The organism is Streptomyces sp. NPDC051569 (genome assembly GCF_044454085.1).
In the GTDB taxonomy this organism is placed as follows: domain Bacteria; phylum Actinomycetota; class Actinomycetes; order Streptomycetales; family Streptomycetaceae; genus Streptomyces.
On the sequence record NZ_JBITDJ010000007.1, the window covers coordinates 129,963 to 142,834 of the forward strand.

The 12,872-nt window shown below is 73.0% G+C and carries 8 protein-coding genes and 1 pseudogene; 4 read left to right on the top strand and 5 right to left on the bottom strand.

Features of this window, described 5'->3' with window-relative positions; translation table 11 throughout:
* Positions 1-31: 31 nt before the first annotated feature.
* From glgC to ACIBAE_RS14170, 3 genes and pseudogenes are all read right to left on the bottom strand, one after another.
* A complete protein-coding gene (gene glgC, locus ACIBAE_RS14160; RefSeq protein WP_399284873.1) occupies positions 32-1,249 on the bottom strand; it encodes a glucose-1-phosphate adenylyltransferase in 1,218 nt (405 codons plus the stop codon).
* Between the two features lie 9 nt (positions 1,250-1,258).
* Positions 1,259-2,446, bottom strand: a complete 1,188-nt coding sequence (gene glgA, locus ACIBAE_RS14165; protein ID WP_399284875.1) for a glycogen synthase — start codon at positions 2,444-2,446, stop codon at positions 1,259-1,261.
* Positions 2,447-2,579: 133 nt separating this feature from the next.
* Positions 2,580-3,269, bottom strand: a pseudogene (locus ACIBAE_RS14170) ((2Fe-2S)-binding protein); the annotation flags it as partial.
* Between the two features lie 350 nt (positions 3,270-3,619).
* Between ACIBAE_RS14170 and ACIBAE_RS14175 the strand changes: the two are divergent.
* A complete protein-coding gene (locus tag ACIBAE_RS14175; RefSeq protein ID WP_399284876.1) occupies positions 3,620-4,762 on the top strand; it encodes a DMT family transporter in 1,143 nt (380 codons plus the stop codon).
* Here ACIBAE_RS14175 and ACIBAE_RS14180 read toward each other — a convergent pair.
* On the bottom strand, positions 4,643-5,926 hold the full coding sequence (locus ACIBAE_RS14180; RefSeq protein ID WP_399284877.1) for a transglycosylase family protein: 1,284 nt from the start codon (positions 5,924-5,926) through the stop codon (positions 4,643-4,645). The two genes, ACIBAE_RS14175 and ACIBAE_RS14180, sit on opposite strands and share 120 nt — an antisense overlap.
* Positions 5,927-6,170: 244 nt before the next feature.
* Here ACIBAE_RS14180 and ACIBAE_RS14185 point away from each other — a divergent pair, with 244 nt between their 5' ends.
* Both ACIBAE_RS14185 and ACIBAE_RS14190 read left to right on the top strand, forming a co-directional pair.
* Complete coding sequence (locus tag ACIBAE_RS14185; protein WP_399284878.1) at positions 6,171-8,786, top strand: glycoside hydrolase family 3 C-terminal domain-containing protein; 2,616 nt, start codon at positions 6,171-6,173, stop codon at positions 8,784-8,786.
* 16 nt (positions 8,787-8,802) lie between these two features.
* Positions 8,803-9,924 (top strand): LacI family DNA-binding transcriptional regulator, encoded by a 1,122-nt coding sequence (locus ACIBAE_RS14190; RefSeq protein WP_399284880.1) that lies wholly within the window; start codon positions 8,803-8,805, stop codon positions 9,922-9,924.
* Between the two features lie 154 nt (positions 9,925-10,078).
* Here the strand turns inward: ACIBAE_RS14190 and ACIBAE_RS14195 are convergent, their stop codons facing one another.
* The gene (locus ACIBAE_RS14195; protein WP_399284882.1) at positions 10,079-11,419 is read right to left on the bottom strand and encodes an ROK family protein; all 1,341 of its coding nucleotides are present in this window, start codon (positions 11,417-11,419) and stop codon (positions 10,079-10,081) included.
* A gap of 142 nt (positions 11,420-11,561) precedes the next feature.
* On the opposite strand from ACIBAE_RS14195, the gene ACIBAE_RS14200 reads away from it, so the two are divergent.
* Positions 11,562-12,869: an ABC transporter substrate-binding protein gene (locus tag ACIBAE_RS14200; RefSeq protein ID WP_399284884.1), complete on the top strand. Its 1,308-nt coding sequence runs from the start codon at positions 11,562-11,564 to the stop codon at positions 12,867-12,869.
* Positions 12,870-12,872: the final 3 nt, after the last annotated feature.

Here is a 12,872-nt window from a genome sequence, read left to right on the forward strand (position 1 = left end):
ACCGCCGGGCGCCCCGTGGCCGTACGCCTCCTCAGACCACCAGCCGGCCCTTGCCGAGCGCGATGATCCCGTTCGGGGACACGGTGTACAGCTCCTGGTCCCGGCCGGGGTTGACGCCGACGGTCGCGCCGGCCGGTACGTCCACGTTCTTGTCGAGGATCGAGCCGCGCACCACCGCCCCGCGCCCGATCGTCACGTTGTCGTGCAGGACGGATCCCTGCACCACCGCGCCCTCGGCGACCACCACCCCCGGGGAGAGGACGGACCGGGTCACCTGGCCCCGGATGACGCAGCCGGGGCTGACGATCGACTCGCTCGCGATGCCGCCGGACACGAAGCGCGCGGGCGGCAGCTGGCCGGGGTGGGTGTAGATGGGCCACTTCCGGTTGTCGAGACTGAACGCCGGGTGGCGCGAGATCAGATCCATGTGGGCGTCGTAGTACGAGTCGAGGGTGCCCACATCGCGCCAGTAGCCGTGCTCGCGCGGCGTCTCGCCGGGTACCCGGTTGTCGCTGAAGTCGTAGACCTGGGCCATGCCCTGCTCGGTGAGCATCGGCAGGATGGAGCCTCCCATGTCGTGCACCGAGTCCTCGTTCTCGGCGTCCCGGTGCAGCGCGTCGACCAGGACCTTGGTGGTGAACAGGTAGTTGCCCATCGAGGCGAAGACCTTCCCGGGGTCGTCCGGCAGCCCCGGCGGGGCGGCCGGCTTCTCCAGGAACCCTTCGACCTGCACGCCGTCCGACGCGGGGGTGATGACCCCGAACGACGACGCCTCCGCGCGCGGCACCCTGATCCCGGCGACGGTGACACCCGCGCCGTTCTCGATGTGCTGCTGGAGCATCTGGCGCGGGTCCATCCGGTACACATGGTCGGCGCCGAACACCGCGATGTAGTCGGGCTGTTCGTCGTGGACGAGGTTGAGGGACTGGAGGATGGCGTCCGCGCTGCCCAGGTACCAGCGCGGCCCGAGCCGCTGCTGGGCGGGGACGGGCGTGATGTAGTTCCCGAGAAGGCTGGACATGCGCCAGGTGGTGGTCACATGGCGGTCCAGCGAGTGCGACTTGTACTGCGTCAGCACGCAGTTGCGCAAAATGTCACCGTTCACCAGATTGGACAGGACGAAGTCGACGAGGCGGTACGTACCGCCGAACGTCACAGCAGGTTTGGCCCGGTCCGCGGTGAGCGGCATCAGGCGCTTGCCCTCTCCACCCGCCAGTACGATTCCGAGCACCGAAGGTCCACCGCGCATGGCCGCTCCTTATGAGGTCGTGAGAAGCTCCTGGTACACCTCGTACGTACGGCGGGCCACGTGGTCCCAGCCGAACTCCCGCACCGCACGTTCCCGGCCCGCCACCCCCATCCGGGCCGCCGACTCCGGGTCGTCGAGCACCCGGTTGAGCGCTTCGGTGAGGCCCGACTCGAAGGCGTCCGGGGCGTGTTCGTCGTACGGTACGAGCAGCCCCGTACTCCCGTCGTCGACGACCTCGGGGATACCACCGACCGCCGAGGCGACGACCGCGGTCCCGCAGGCCATCGCCTCCAGATTGACGATACCGAGCGGCTCGTACACCGACGGGCAGACGAACACCGCCGCGTGGGTGAGGAGTTGGACGACCTCGGGGCGCGGCAGCATCTCGGGGATCCAGTGCACGCCGTCCCGGGTCCGCCGCAGCTCGTCGACCAGCTCGCGGAACTCCCGGCCGATCTCGGGGGTGTCCGGGGCGCCCGCGCACAGCACCAGCTGTGCCTCGGGGTCGAGGGCGCGGGCGGCACGCAGCAGATGGGGCACGCCCTTCTGCCGGGTGATGCGGCCGACGAAGAGCACGAACGGGCGGTCGGGATCGAGACCGATCCGCTCCAGGACAGCGGTGGCGGGATCGGGCCGGTAGAGGCGGGTGTCGATGCCGTTGTGCACGACCCGCACCCGGTCCGGATCGAGGGAGGGGTAGCAGGCGAGGATGTCGGCGCGCATCCCCCGGGAGACGGCGATGACCGCGTCGGCGGACTCGATCGCCGTGCGCTCGGCCCAGCTGGAGAGCGCGTATCCGCCGCCGAGCTGCTCGGCCTTCCAGGGGCGCAGCGGTTCCAGGGAGTGCGCGGTCATCACATGCGGGACGCCGTACAGCAACTTGGCGACGTGCCCGGCGAGATTGGCGTACCAGGTGTGCGAGTGGACCAGCTCACGGCCGTCGAGCGCGGCGGCCATCGCCAGGTCGACCGAGAAGGTGCGCAGGGCGTCATTGGCGCCGTCGAGCCCGGCGGCGGCCAGATGGCGGAAGACTCCCCCGGCCGGGCCGGCGGCGCCGTCCGCACCGCCGCTCCCGCCCCAGCAGTGCACGTCCAGGTCGGTCAGGGACCGCAGCTCGCGGGCCAGGAACTCGACATGGACGCCCGCGCCGCCGTAGACGTCCGGTGGGTACTCCCGGGTCAGCAGCCCTACCTTCACGCCCTACCTCCGTCGTCGCCGGCGTCGTCCGGTGATCTCAGCCCTGTCATGGTCACCCGGAAACCGTCCGTGCGGAAGACCGCTGCGGCGACGGCGGTGAAGAAGGACGGTACGGCCGGTCGGCGGAGCGCAGCGGCGGCCGGTCGAAGACGCAGTCCCCGCAGAGACCGCCCGCCGGGCAGCGGTAGTAGAGACAGCAGCTGCGCCGCCGGTACGCCCCGGCCACCCGATCGCCCGTGCCGCGCAGATCGGGGTCGTCGAACAGCTCGGCGGCGAGCGCCCCGGCCCGCTCCGCCACCTCCGGCCTGCCGTTCCGCTCGCCCCAGGCGCTCAGCTCGCGTACGGCCCCGGCGAGCGCGGAGCCCGCGTTGCCCCACAGCAGCCGGGGCGAGATCCTGCCGTCGCGGCGCAGGGCCTCGGCGAGCGGGACGAGATGGCCGTACCGCACCACCTCGCGTACGGTCCGCGCGGTGCCGGGCAGCGCCCTCGGCCCGGCCAGCCAGAGGTCCTCGGGTGAGGTCAGGTCGGGGTCCCAGTGCAGCCGTTCCGGGTCCAGATCGGGGACGGCGCCGGTGAGGACGGCGCTGCCGAGCGCGATCGACCAGAGCCGGGCCGCGAGCCCCAGCTGCGCGACGGAGGCGGCGATCCTGCGGTCGGGGGCGCGCAGCCGGGCCGCGACCTTGTCGACCCGGGCCGTCAGCGGAGCGGTGTCGCCCGCGTACACCCGCGCGAGCGGGACATGCGCGCCGGGCGGCGCGGGGGGCCGCGGGGCGATCCGGAGTGCGAAGAAACCGCCCACGGCGCCGACCTCCGCCGGCCTCAGCCGGCCGTCCCCGCCGCTGGACCAGCCGTACCCGCCGTCCTGACCGTGCCCAACGCCCCGACCGCCCCGACCGTCCCCTCCGTCCCCGCCGTCCCGGCCGTCCCCGCCGTCGCCGTCCACCGTGTGCCCCTCCTCCGTCACCGCCCGTGCGTTCTCGTCGGCGTTGCGACGGATCCCGGCGGACTCGCCCGTACCAGGATCACCGTAGTCAACGCACGGGTTCTCCTCGCTGACCTGGGCGACCATCCGTGGGAGTAGTACGGCCCCGCTTCGTACCGCGACGGCAGTACGCCCGATCGACCACACCAGGACGACGACGAAATCCGCCCGAACGAGAGATCGTGGAAGACATGAGTCCACTCGCGCTGTCCGTGCTGCTGTCCCTGGTCTCGGCGGTCGCCTACGCGGCGGGAGCGATCCTGCAGGAGCGCGTCGCGGTGGCCACCCCCGCGCGCCCGTACGCGCCCCTGCACCACGGCGTGTGGTGGATCGCGGTGGCCCTGAACGGCCTCGGCGCCCTGCTGCACGTGGGTGCGCTCGCGTTCGGTCCGCTCAGCCTGGTGCAGCCGCTCGGCGCGCTCACCATCGTCTTCGCGCTGCCCATGGCGGCGCTGTTCGTGGGCCGCAGGGCCGGGCGCACCGCCTGGCGCGGTGCGGTCATGGCGACCGTGGGGCTGGCGGGGCTGCTCTCGCTCACCCAGGGCACCGATTCGCACGCGCTGGACGGCGGGGAGCGGCTGGTCCTCGCCCTGGCCACCTTCGGCGGGGTGGGGCTGCTCTACCTGGTCGCGCAGTTGGTGGGCCGCCCGGTCGTACGGAGCGTGCTGCTGGCCGGTTCGGCCGGTGTGGCGTTCGGGATCGCCTCGGTCTTCACCAAGACCGTCACCGTCGACCGGACCTCGGAGAGCGCCGCCGTACAGGTGCCGACGCTGCTGGTCATCGCGGTGCTCGCGGCCGGCGGTCTGCTGCTCTCCCAGGCGTCCTACCGGGGCGCGGGACTCGCCGCCCCACTGGCCACGGTCACGGTCGTCAACCCGGTGATCGCCGCGGCCGTGGGGCTCACGCTGTTCGGGGAGAGCTTCCGGTACGGCGCGCTGGGCACCGCGCTCGCGCTCGTCTCCGGGTTCGTCGCGGCGGGCGGGCTGATCCTGCTCACCACGGACCGGATGAGCACCGCACGGCAGGAGCGGTCCGGCTCCGGCGCCGGCGCCGAGCCGGGGGCCGGTTGGGGTACGGGGTCGTCGCGGGCACGGTCGGGGCGCTCGCGGTCAGGGACGTCGCGGTCGCGGTCATCGAGCGAGTCGTCCGAGGACGAGGGGCCGCCTTCCGGCGTGCGCGCGGGGTTCCCGGTGCCCGCCGTCGCCGCCGCGCCCTCAGATCTTGATGCCGCCCGCCCGGAGATAGGCGAGGGGGTCGATGTCGGAACCGTAGGCCGGCCCCGTACGCATCTCGAAGTGGAGGTGCGGCCCGGTGCTGTTGCCGGTGGATCCTGACCTGGCGATCCGCTGGCCGCCGCTGACCTGCTGGCCCTCGCGCACGTTGAGCGCGGAGAGGTGCGCGTACTGGCTGTACTTGCCGTCCGCGTGACGTATGACGATCTGGTAGCCGTACGCCCCCGCCCAGCCGGCCGAGACCACATGGCCCGCGGCGACGGCCTTCACCGAGGTGCCGGTGGGCACGGGGAAGTCGACCCCCGTGTGGTAGCCGCTGGCCCAGGATCCCGCCTGGTGGTACTGCGTGCCGGTGCCGGCGCTCGCGACCGGGAGGGTCAGTCCGTCCGCCTTCGGCTTGCCCGCGTGGGCGGTCGTGGCGGCCTGCTTCGGCTTCGCCGCCTGCTGGTGCTTCTCCGCCTGCTGCGGCTTCTCCGCCTGCTGCGGCTTCTCGGCCTGCTGCGGCTTCTCCGCCGGGGCGGGCTTCGCCGTCTCACCGGCCGGCGCGCTGCCCTTCGGGGGCGACGGGACGTGCAGGACGAGCTTCTGGCCCGGGAAGATCAGATCGGGGTCGCTGCCGATGAGCCGGCGGTTCTCCTCGTACAGCCGCTGCCAGCCGCCCTTGACGGACTCGTCGACGGCGATCGCGGAGAGGGAGTCGCCGCGGGCCACCGTGTAGCCCTGGCGCTGCGTCGGCACGGTCGTGGGCGACGCGGTCTTCTTCGCTTCGCTCTGCTTCGGTCCGGTCTTCGGCCGGGTCTGCTGGGCCTGCGCCCCGACGCCGCCCTGGGCCTGCGGCGCGCTGCCGCTCCCCGGGGCCTTGGCCGGGGCGATGTCGGGTGCGTCCCCGCCCCGGGCCAGTCCGGCGCGGTCCGAGCAGGTGGGCCAGGCGCCGGGGCCCTGTCCCTTGAGGACCTTCTCCGCCACGGCGACCTGCTGGTCCTTGGTGGCGCGGTCGGCGCGCGAGGCGTACTGTTCGCCGCCGTAGGCGTCCCAGGTGGACTGGGTGAACTGGAGCCCGCCGTAGTAGCCGTTACCGGTGTTGATCTGCCAGTTGCCGGTCGACTCGCAGGCCGCGACCTTCTCCCAGACGTCCACCGACGCGCCGTGCGCCGTTCCGGCGGCGATGAGCGGCAGCGCGATGCCGGCTCCGCCCACCGTCACGGTCAGCGAGGCGCGGTTGATGCGGCTCGGCTGGTATCTGCGGTGCCGACCGGATGCGGCCATGATGGGCTCCCCCACTGACAGGTAGGACACGTCGCAAGCGGCCAACGTACGGGCTGGGCACAGACCATGACAAGGCCTCGACTACCGGCTGACCGCTTCTCGGCACTCAGCGTGCCACCCCGGAGCCCCGCGCGTCCGCCCGAGTCCCGAAATCGCCGCCATTGACAGGGCCGACGCCCTCCGGGGAGGCTGTGCCGTGCAAGCGGGAGAGCGCTCTCCGAAAGGGCGGGCGAAGGGGGCAGGCATGACCGACGCAGGCATGACCCGGGCGGGCGCGGACGACGCCGGCACCGGCGGCGCGGGACCGGACGACGCGGATACCGGCGCGGGCGCGGGTGTGACCGAGGAAGAGATCGGCCATCTGCTGGAGAAACTGGACCTCGGGCAGAAGGTGCGCCTGCTGACCGGCGCGAGCAACTGGCGCACCCACGCGGAGCCCGCCATCGGGCTGCGTGCCGTCACCCTGTCCGACGGACCGGCCGGAGTACGCGGCGACGCCTGGGACGAACGGGACACCTCACTCGTCCTGCCCTCCCCGACCGCGCTGGCGGCGGCCTGGGACGAGGAGCTGGTCACCGAACTGGGCGGGCTGCTCGCCGCGGAGGCACGGCGCAAGGGCGTCGACGTCCTGCTCGCGCCCACCCTCAATCTGCACCGCTCCCCGCTGGGCGGCCGGCATTTCGAGTGCTTCTCGGAGGACCCGCTGCTGACCGGGCGTACGGGCGCCGCCCTCATCCGGGGCATCCAGGCGGGCGGGGTGGCCGCCACCGCGAAGCACTTCGTGGCCAATGACGCGGAGACCGACCGGCTCAGGGTCGATGTGCGGGTGGACGAGCGCACCCTGCGCGAGGTGTACCTCGCGCCGTTCGAGGCGGCCGTCGAGACCGGCGCCTGGGTGGTGATGTCCGCGTACAACCAGGTCAACGGCGTCACGATGAGCGCGGCTCCGCTGCTGGAGCGGCCACTCAAGAGCGAGTGGGGCTTCGACGGCCTCGTCGTCTCCGACTGGGGAGGGGTGCGCTCGCTGCTCGACACCGCCCGTGCCGGGCAGGACCTGGCGATGCCGGGGCCCGAGGGCCCCTGGTCCGCCGGACTGCTCGCCGCCGTGGAGGAGGGGCTGGTCCCCGTGGAGCTGATCGACGACAAGGTACGCAGACTGCTGCGGCTGGCCGGCCGGGTGGGGGCGCTGGGGGCCACCCGGCGCAGCGCCACGGGCGCACTCCCCGCGCCCCGGCGGCCCGCCGGGGCGCCGCTCGCAGGATCCGCGGACTCCCCGCCGGACCCGCGCGAGCTGCTGCGCAGGGCCGTCGCGGCCGGGACGGTGCTGCTCCGCAACGACGGGGATCTGCTGCCGCTGGCCCCCGCCCGGCTGCGGTCGGTCGCGGTCATCGGTCCGCACGCGCGAGCGGTCCGGACGCAGGGCGGCGGCAGCGCGGAGGTGTTTCCCGCCTCCGTGGTCTCCCCGCTGGACGGCATCACGGCGGCTCTGGAGGGGACCGCGCGGGTCGTCCACACCCCCGGCCTGCCGCCGAGCGCCCTGCCCCGGCCGCTGGATCCGGCGTGGTCGCGCGATCCGCGCGGCGGCGAACCGGGCGTTCTGGTGCGGGTGCTGGACGCGGAGGGGAACGAACTCCACGCGGAGCGGCGGCTGTCCGGCCGGATCGTGGAGCCCGCCCGGGTGGCGGGCGCGCGGACCGTGGAGATCCGTGCGCTCATCCGGCCCGAGGAGACGGGAAGTTGGACCCTCGCGGTCGGCGGCTGGGGGCCCATCTCGCTGTCCGTCGCCGGGGTGACGGTCCTGACCGGCACCTTCCCGCTGGACTCCGACGATCCGACCCGGGTCCATGTGGCCCCGCCCTACCGGTCCGCACGGGCGGACCTGGTCGCGGGGCGGGAGGTGGAGGTGGTCGCCCGGCGCGGCCTCGACCCCGACACCGGCATCGCCACGATCCTGGCCGCCGCCCCGCCCGCCGGTGACGCGGCGACCGCGCTGTCCCGGGCCGTCGCGGCGGCCCGCGAGGCCGACGTGGCCGTGGTGGTCGTGGGCACCACCGAGGAGAGCGAGTCGGAGGGCCGCGACCGTACGGCGCTGGCGCTGCCGGACGGACAGGACGATCTCGTACGGGCCGTCGTCCGGGCCAATCCGCGCACGGTGGTGATCGTGAACGCGGGCGGCCCGGTCACCCTCCCCTGGCAGGCCCGCGTACCGGCCCTGCTGCTCGCCTGGTTCCCCGGCCAGGAGGCCGGGCACGGGCTGGCCGACATCCTCTTCGGCCGCGCCGAGCCCGGCGGCCGGCTGCCCACCACCTGGGCCGTCGCCCAGCGGGACGTCCCCGTGCTCTCCACCCGGCCGGAGCAGGGTCGACTCCGTTACGCCGAGGGCCCGTACATCGGCTACCGCGCCTGGCTGCGGTCCGCCGCCGCCCCGGCCCACTGGTTCGGCCACGGCCTCGGCTACACGAGCTGGTCGTACGAGGCGATCGAGGGGCCCGCCACGGTGACCGGCGCCGAGCCCTTCGAGGTGCGGATACGGCTGCGGAACACCGGCGGCCGCCGGGGCCGCGAGGTCGTCCAGCTCTATCTGTCCGGCCCCGGGCCGGCCGTCGGGGCGGACCGCCGGCTGGTCGGCTACGCGGCGGTCCGCGCCGACCCGGGCGAGGAAGCCGTCGCGGTCGTGCGGGTGGACGGCCGGGCGTTCGCGCGGTGGTCGGCCGAGCGGCACGGCTGGGAGAGCGGACCGGGCGATTTCACTCTGCTCGGAGGCCGTTCGGCCGGGGACCTGCCGCTCGCCTCTTCTGTCACTCTGCTCACGGCATCACCGCCCTCACCAGCGGTTACCACGGAGAGCGCTCTCCGCTGATGCTATAAATGAGGGCATGACGGAAGACCTGCGACCGGCCGGCGCACCCACCCTGGAGGATGTGGCCCGGGCGGCCGGTGTCTCCCGTGCGACGGTCTCACGTGTGATCAACGGTGTCCGCAACGTCGACCCGGTGATACAGGAGTCCGTACGGAAGGCGGTGGCCGCCACCGGCTACACGCCGAACCGCGCGGCCCGTTCGCTGGTCACCCGCCGCGCCGACGCGATCGCCCTGGTGGTCTCGGGCGCCGGGGACGACCCGGCGCCGGAGGACCAGGCCGCCCCCGGCGGGGCGGCGGGCGCGGCCGGTCACCACCGTGAGGAGCCCGACGGCGGGAGCCGTTCCTTCACCGCGCAGGTGTTCTCCGACCCGTTCTTCGGCCGGGTGGTGACCGGAGTCGTCAACTACCTCCGGCCGCGCGGGATGTACCCGGTGCTGATGTTCGCCGAGACGGCCCGCGCCCGCGACGAGGTCGTCTCGTACCTGCGCCAGGGCAACATCGACGGCGCCCTGGTCGTCTCCACCCACGCCGAGGATCCACTGCCCTCCCTGATCACCGAGGCGGGACTGCCGGCCGTGCTGTACGCGCGCCCGGCCCGGCCGGCCCGGATCAGCTACGTGGACCTCGCCCACCAGGACGGCGCCCGGCTGGCCGCCGAACACCTGCTGGCGCGCGGCTGCCGCAGGATCGCCACGATCACCGGCCCGCTGGACGTACCGGCGGGCCAGGAACGGCTCGCGGGTTTCCGCGACACGATGGCGCGGCGCGGCCATCCGTACATCTCCATCGCGGAGGGCCGGTTCACCCAGGAGAGCGGTGAGGCCGCGATGGAGCGGCTGCTCGTCGAACACCCTGATCTGGACGGGGTGTTCGCCGCCAACGACCTGATGGCGGTGGGCGCCTGCCATGTCCTGCGCGAGCACGGCAGGCGGGTGCCCGAGGACGTCGCGGTGATCGGCTTCGACGACAGCAGCGCGGCCGCCGCCTGCCGTCCGCCGCTGACCACGGTGCGGCAGCCGGTGGAGGACATGGCGGCGGAGATGGGCCGCCTGCTGCTGGACCGCCTGGCCCGTCCCGACCGCGCGGTCACCTCAGTGATCTTCGAACCCTCCCTGGTCATCCGCGGCTCGGCCTGATCCGGCCACGCGCACGCCCGGACCGGCCACGGCGGCGACCACGGCGGTGACGCCCGGAGCGATCCGGGCCGGTCGGCGGGAACGTCCGGCGGGGGCTCCACGGGCAAGGGTTCCACGGCCGAGGGTTCCACAGGCGAGGGCCTCGGGCGGGCCCCTACCCCGGGGCGTCACCCGCCGTGGCCGGCGCGCGGCGCCAGCGGTTGGGGTCGGGGAGGCCGGTGAGGTCCGGTGAGGTGCCGGAGGCGGGCGGGCGGGGGCGGCTGCCGCCGCGCGCGAGGAAGGCCGCCAGCGGGAGGGTCGCGGCGCCCACGGTGACCGCGTCGGGGCCGAGTTCGCCCAGCTCGATGCTGGTGCGCGCCGCCGCGTGGTGGAGCGCGTACGCCTCCGCGTGGCGGCGGATCGCGGGCAGCAGATGCGGACCGATGAGCAGGCCGGCCCAGCCGCCGAGCAGGACCCGCTCGGGCAGGAAGAGGTTGATCAGATCGGCGACGGCCGCGCCGAGGCACTCGGCGGTGTCGTCCAGCAGGGAGACCGCGACCGGGTCGGGCAGGATTCCCTCGGAGCTCGGGAAGGCGGCTTCCAGCAGGGCGGCGAGCGCGGTCTCGTCGTCCGCGTCGTCCGGGAGCGGGCCGCCCGCCTCGTACCAGCGCTCGCGCATCGCCTCCGCTCCGGCGTACGCCTCCAGACAGCCGATGGAGCCGCACCGGCAGCGGCGCCCGCGCATCTGCACGGTGGTGTGGCCCCATTCGAGGGCGCTGCCACGGCCGCTCTCGTCGACCAGGGCGCCACCGTGGATGACGCTCGCCCCGACGCCGGAGCCGATCAGCGCGATGGCGGCGACGCCGGCGCCCCGGCCGCCGCCGAACCACATCTCGGCCTGCCCGAGGGTCTTGGCGCCGTTGTCGATGAACAGCGGCACGTCGGGCGGCACGTCGACGGCCGCGCGCAGGAGCTTCTCGAAGGGCACCGCGCTCCAGCCGATGGTCTGGCCGTGGACGACAGCGCCGTCCGGACCGTCGCGTTCGATGATGCCGGGGACCCCGATACCGATGCCGAGGAGCCGGCCCGGGTCGGCGTCGGCGTCGCGCAGTACGTCGGCGACGCCGGTGCGCACATGCGTGACGATGCGTTCGACATCGTAACCGTGCTGGGCCAGCAGCCGGTCCGTGCGGGCGAGTTCGGTGAGGGAGAGGTCGAAGAGCTCGACACGGACGCGGGTTTCCCCGATGTCGATGCCGATGAGCAGACCGCCGCCGGGGGCGACGCGCAGCAGGGTACGGGGCCGGCCGCCGTCGGAGTCGACCACGCCGGCCTCCTCCAGGATGCCTTCGGCGACGAGTTCGGCGACGACGTTGCTGATGGAACCTGAACTCAGGCCGGTGGCCGGTCCGAGCTCCTGGCGGCTCAGCGGACCGTCGAAATACAACCGTTGTAGAACCCGGGCTCGGTTGCCCCGCCGCAGGTCACGCACGGTACGTCTGTTGCGTTCTGCCATGATGCTCCTTCCGTCGACGCAACATACCCCGGCCCCAGACCTTGACGCGACCTTCTCTCACCTCTTAAATCACGTCATAAATTAAGTCATGGAGGCCGTTCGAGTCTCGAACGCTGCCACCCCCGGAAAGGGGCCATCTCACATGCGCAGAATCAGAGCCGCAGCAGCACTCACCATCGTCAGCTCCCTCGCGGCCGTCACCGGTTGCGGCGGCGGATCCTCCGACAGCGGGAGCAACGAGTCACCGAAGACCCTCACGTACTGGGCGTCCAACCAGGGGTCCAGCATCGAGGCGGACAAGGAGATCCTCACGCCCGAACTCGCCAAGTTCGAGAAGCAGACCGGCATCAAGGTCAAGCTCGAAGTCGTCCCGTGGTCGGATCTGCTCAACCGGATCCTGGCCGCCACCACGTCCGGTCAGGGCCCCGACGTGCTGAACATCGGCAACACCTGGTCGGCCTCGCTGCAGGCCACCGGCGCTCTGCTGCCGTGGGACAAGAAGAACTTCGACGCGATCGGCGGCCGGGACCGCTTCGTCGACTCGGCGATCGCCGCGGCCGGCGCGGAGGGTCAGGACCCCTCCGCCGTGCCGCTGTACTCGCTGGCGTACGCGCTGTACTACAACAAGCAGATGTTCGCCGACGCGGGGATCTCGAAGCCGCCGGCCACCTGGGACGAGCTGATCGCGGACGGCCAGAAGATCTCCAAGGACGGCAAGTGGGGACTGGGGGCCGAGGGCGGCAACCTGTCGAACAACATCCACCAGGTCTTCGTGCTCGGCAAGCAGCACGGCGCGGACTTCTTCGACGCGTCGGGCAAGCCGACCTTCACCTCCGACGGTGCGGTCGCCGCCGTGAAGCAGTACGTCGACTTCATGGCCAAGGACAAGATCATCGCTCCGGGCAACGCGGAGTACGCCCAGAACCAGTCCCTCCAGGACTTCTCCAAGGGCAAGACGGCCATGGTCCTGTGGCAGGCCGCCGCCTCGACCTTCGCGTCCCAGGGCATGAAGCCCGAGGACTGGGGCGTCGCGCCCGTTCCGGTCGCGTCCGGCACGCCGGGCACCGGTGAGAACACCAATTCCATGGTCGCCGGGATCAACATGGCGGTGTTCAAGAACACCAAGAACATCGACGGCGCCAAGAAGTTCGTGAAGTTCATGACGAGCGACGAGGAGCAGAAGCTCCTCAACAAGACCTTCGGCTCGATCCCGCCGGTCAAGGCCGCCCAGGAGGACGCGGCGTTCTCCGCGCCCGACCTGAAGGTCCTGCGCGACACGCTCGCCACCAGTGCCGCCCCGCTCCCCCAGGTCCCCACCGAGTCCCAGTTCGAGACGACCGTCGGTACGGCCGTCAAGGACCTGTGGGCCGATGCCGCCGCCGGGCGTCCGGTGACGACCGAATCCGTCAGGGCCCGCCTGAACAAGGCCCAGCAGCAGATGCAGCAGTGAGGC

Excerpts from the sequence above, each read along its gene's own strand:
- glgC (WP_399284873.1), bottom strand. The coding sequence starts at position 1,249 with ATGCGCGGTGGACCTTCGGTGCTCGGAATCGTACTGGCGGGTGGAGAG.
- ACIBAE_RS14175 (WP_399284876.1), top strand. The coding sequence starts at position 3,620 with ATGAGTCCACTCGCGCTGTCCGTGCTGCTGTCCCTGGTCTCGGCGGTC.
- ACIBAE_RS14180 (WP_399284877.1), bottom strand. The coding sequence starts at position 5,926 with ATGGCCGCATCCGGTCGGCACCGCAGATACCAGCCGAGCCGCATCAAC.
- ACIBAE_RS14185 (WP_399284878.1), top strand. The coding sequence starts at position 6,171 with ATGACCGACGCAGGCATGACCCGGGCGGGCGCGGACGACGCCGGCACC.
- ACIBAE_RS14190 (WP_399284880.1), top strand. The coding sequence starts at position 8,803 with ATGACGGAAGACCTGCGACCGGCCGGCGCACCCACCCTGGAGGATGTG.
- ACIBAE_RS14195 (WP_399284882.1), bottom strand. The coding sequence starts at position 11,419 with ATGGCAGAACGCAACAGACGTACCGTGCGTGACCTGCGGCGGGGCAAC.
- ACIBAE_RS14200 (WP_399284884.1), top strand. The coding sequence starts at position 11,562 with ATGCGCAGAATCAGAGCCGCAGCAGCACTCACCATCGTCAGCTCCCTC.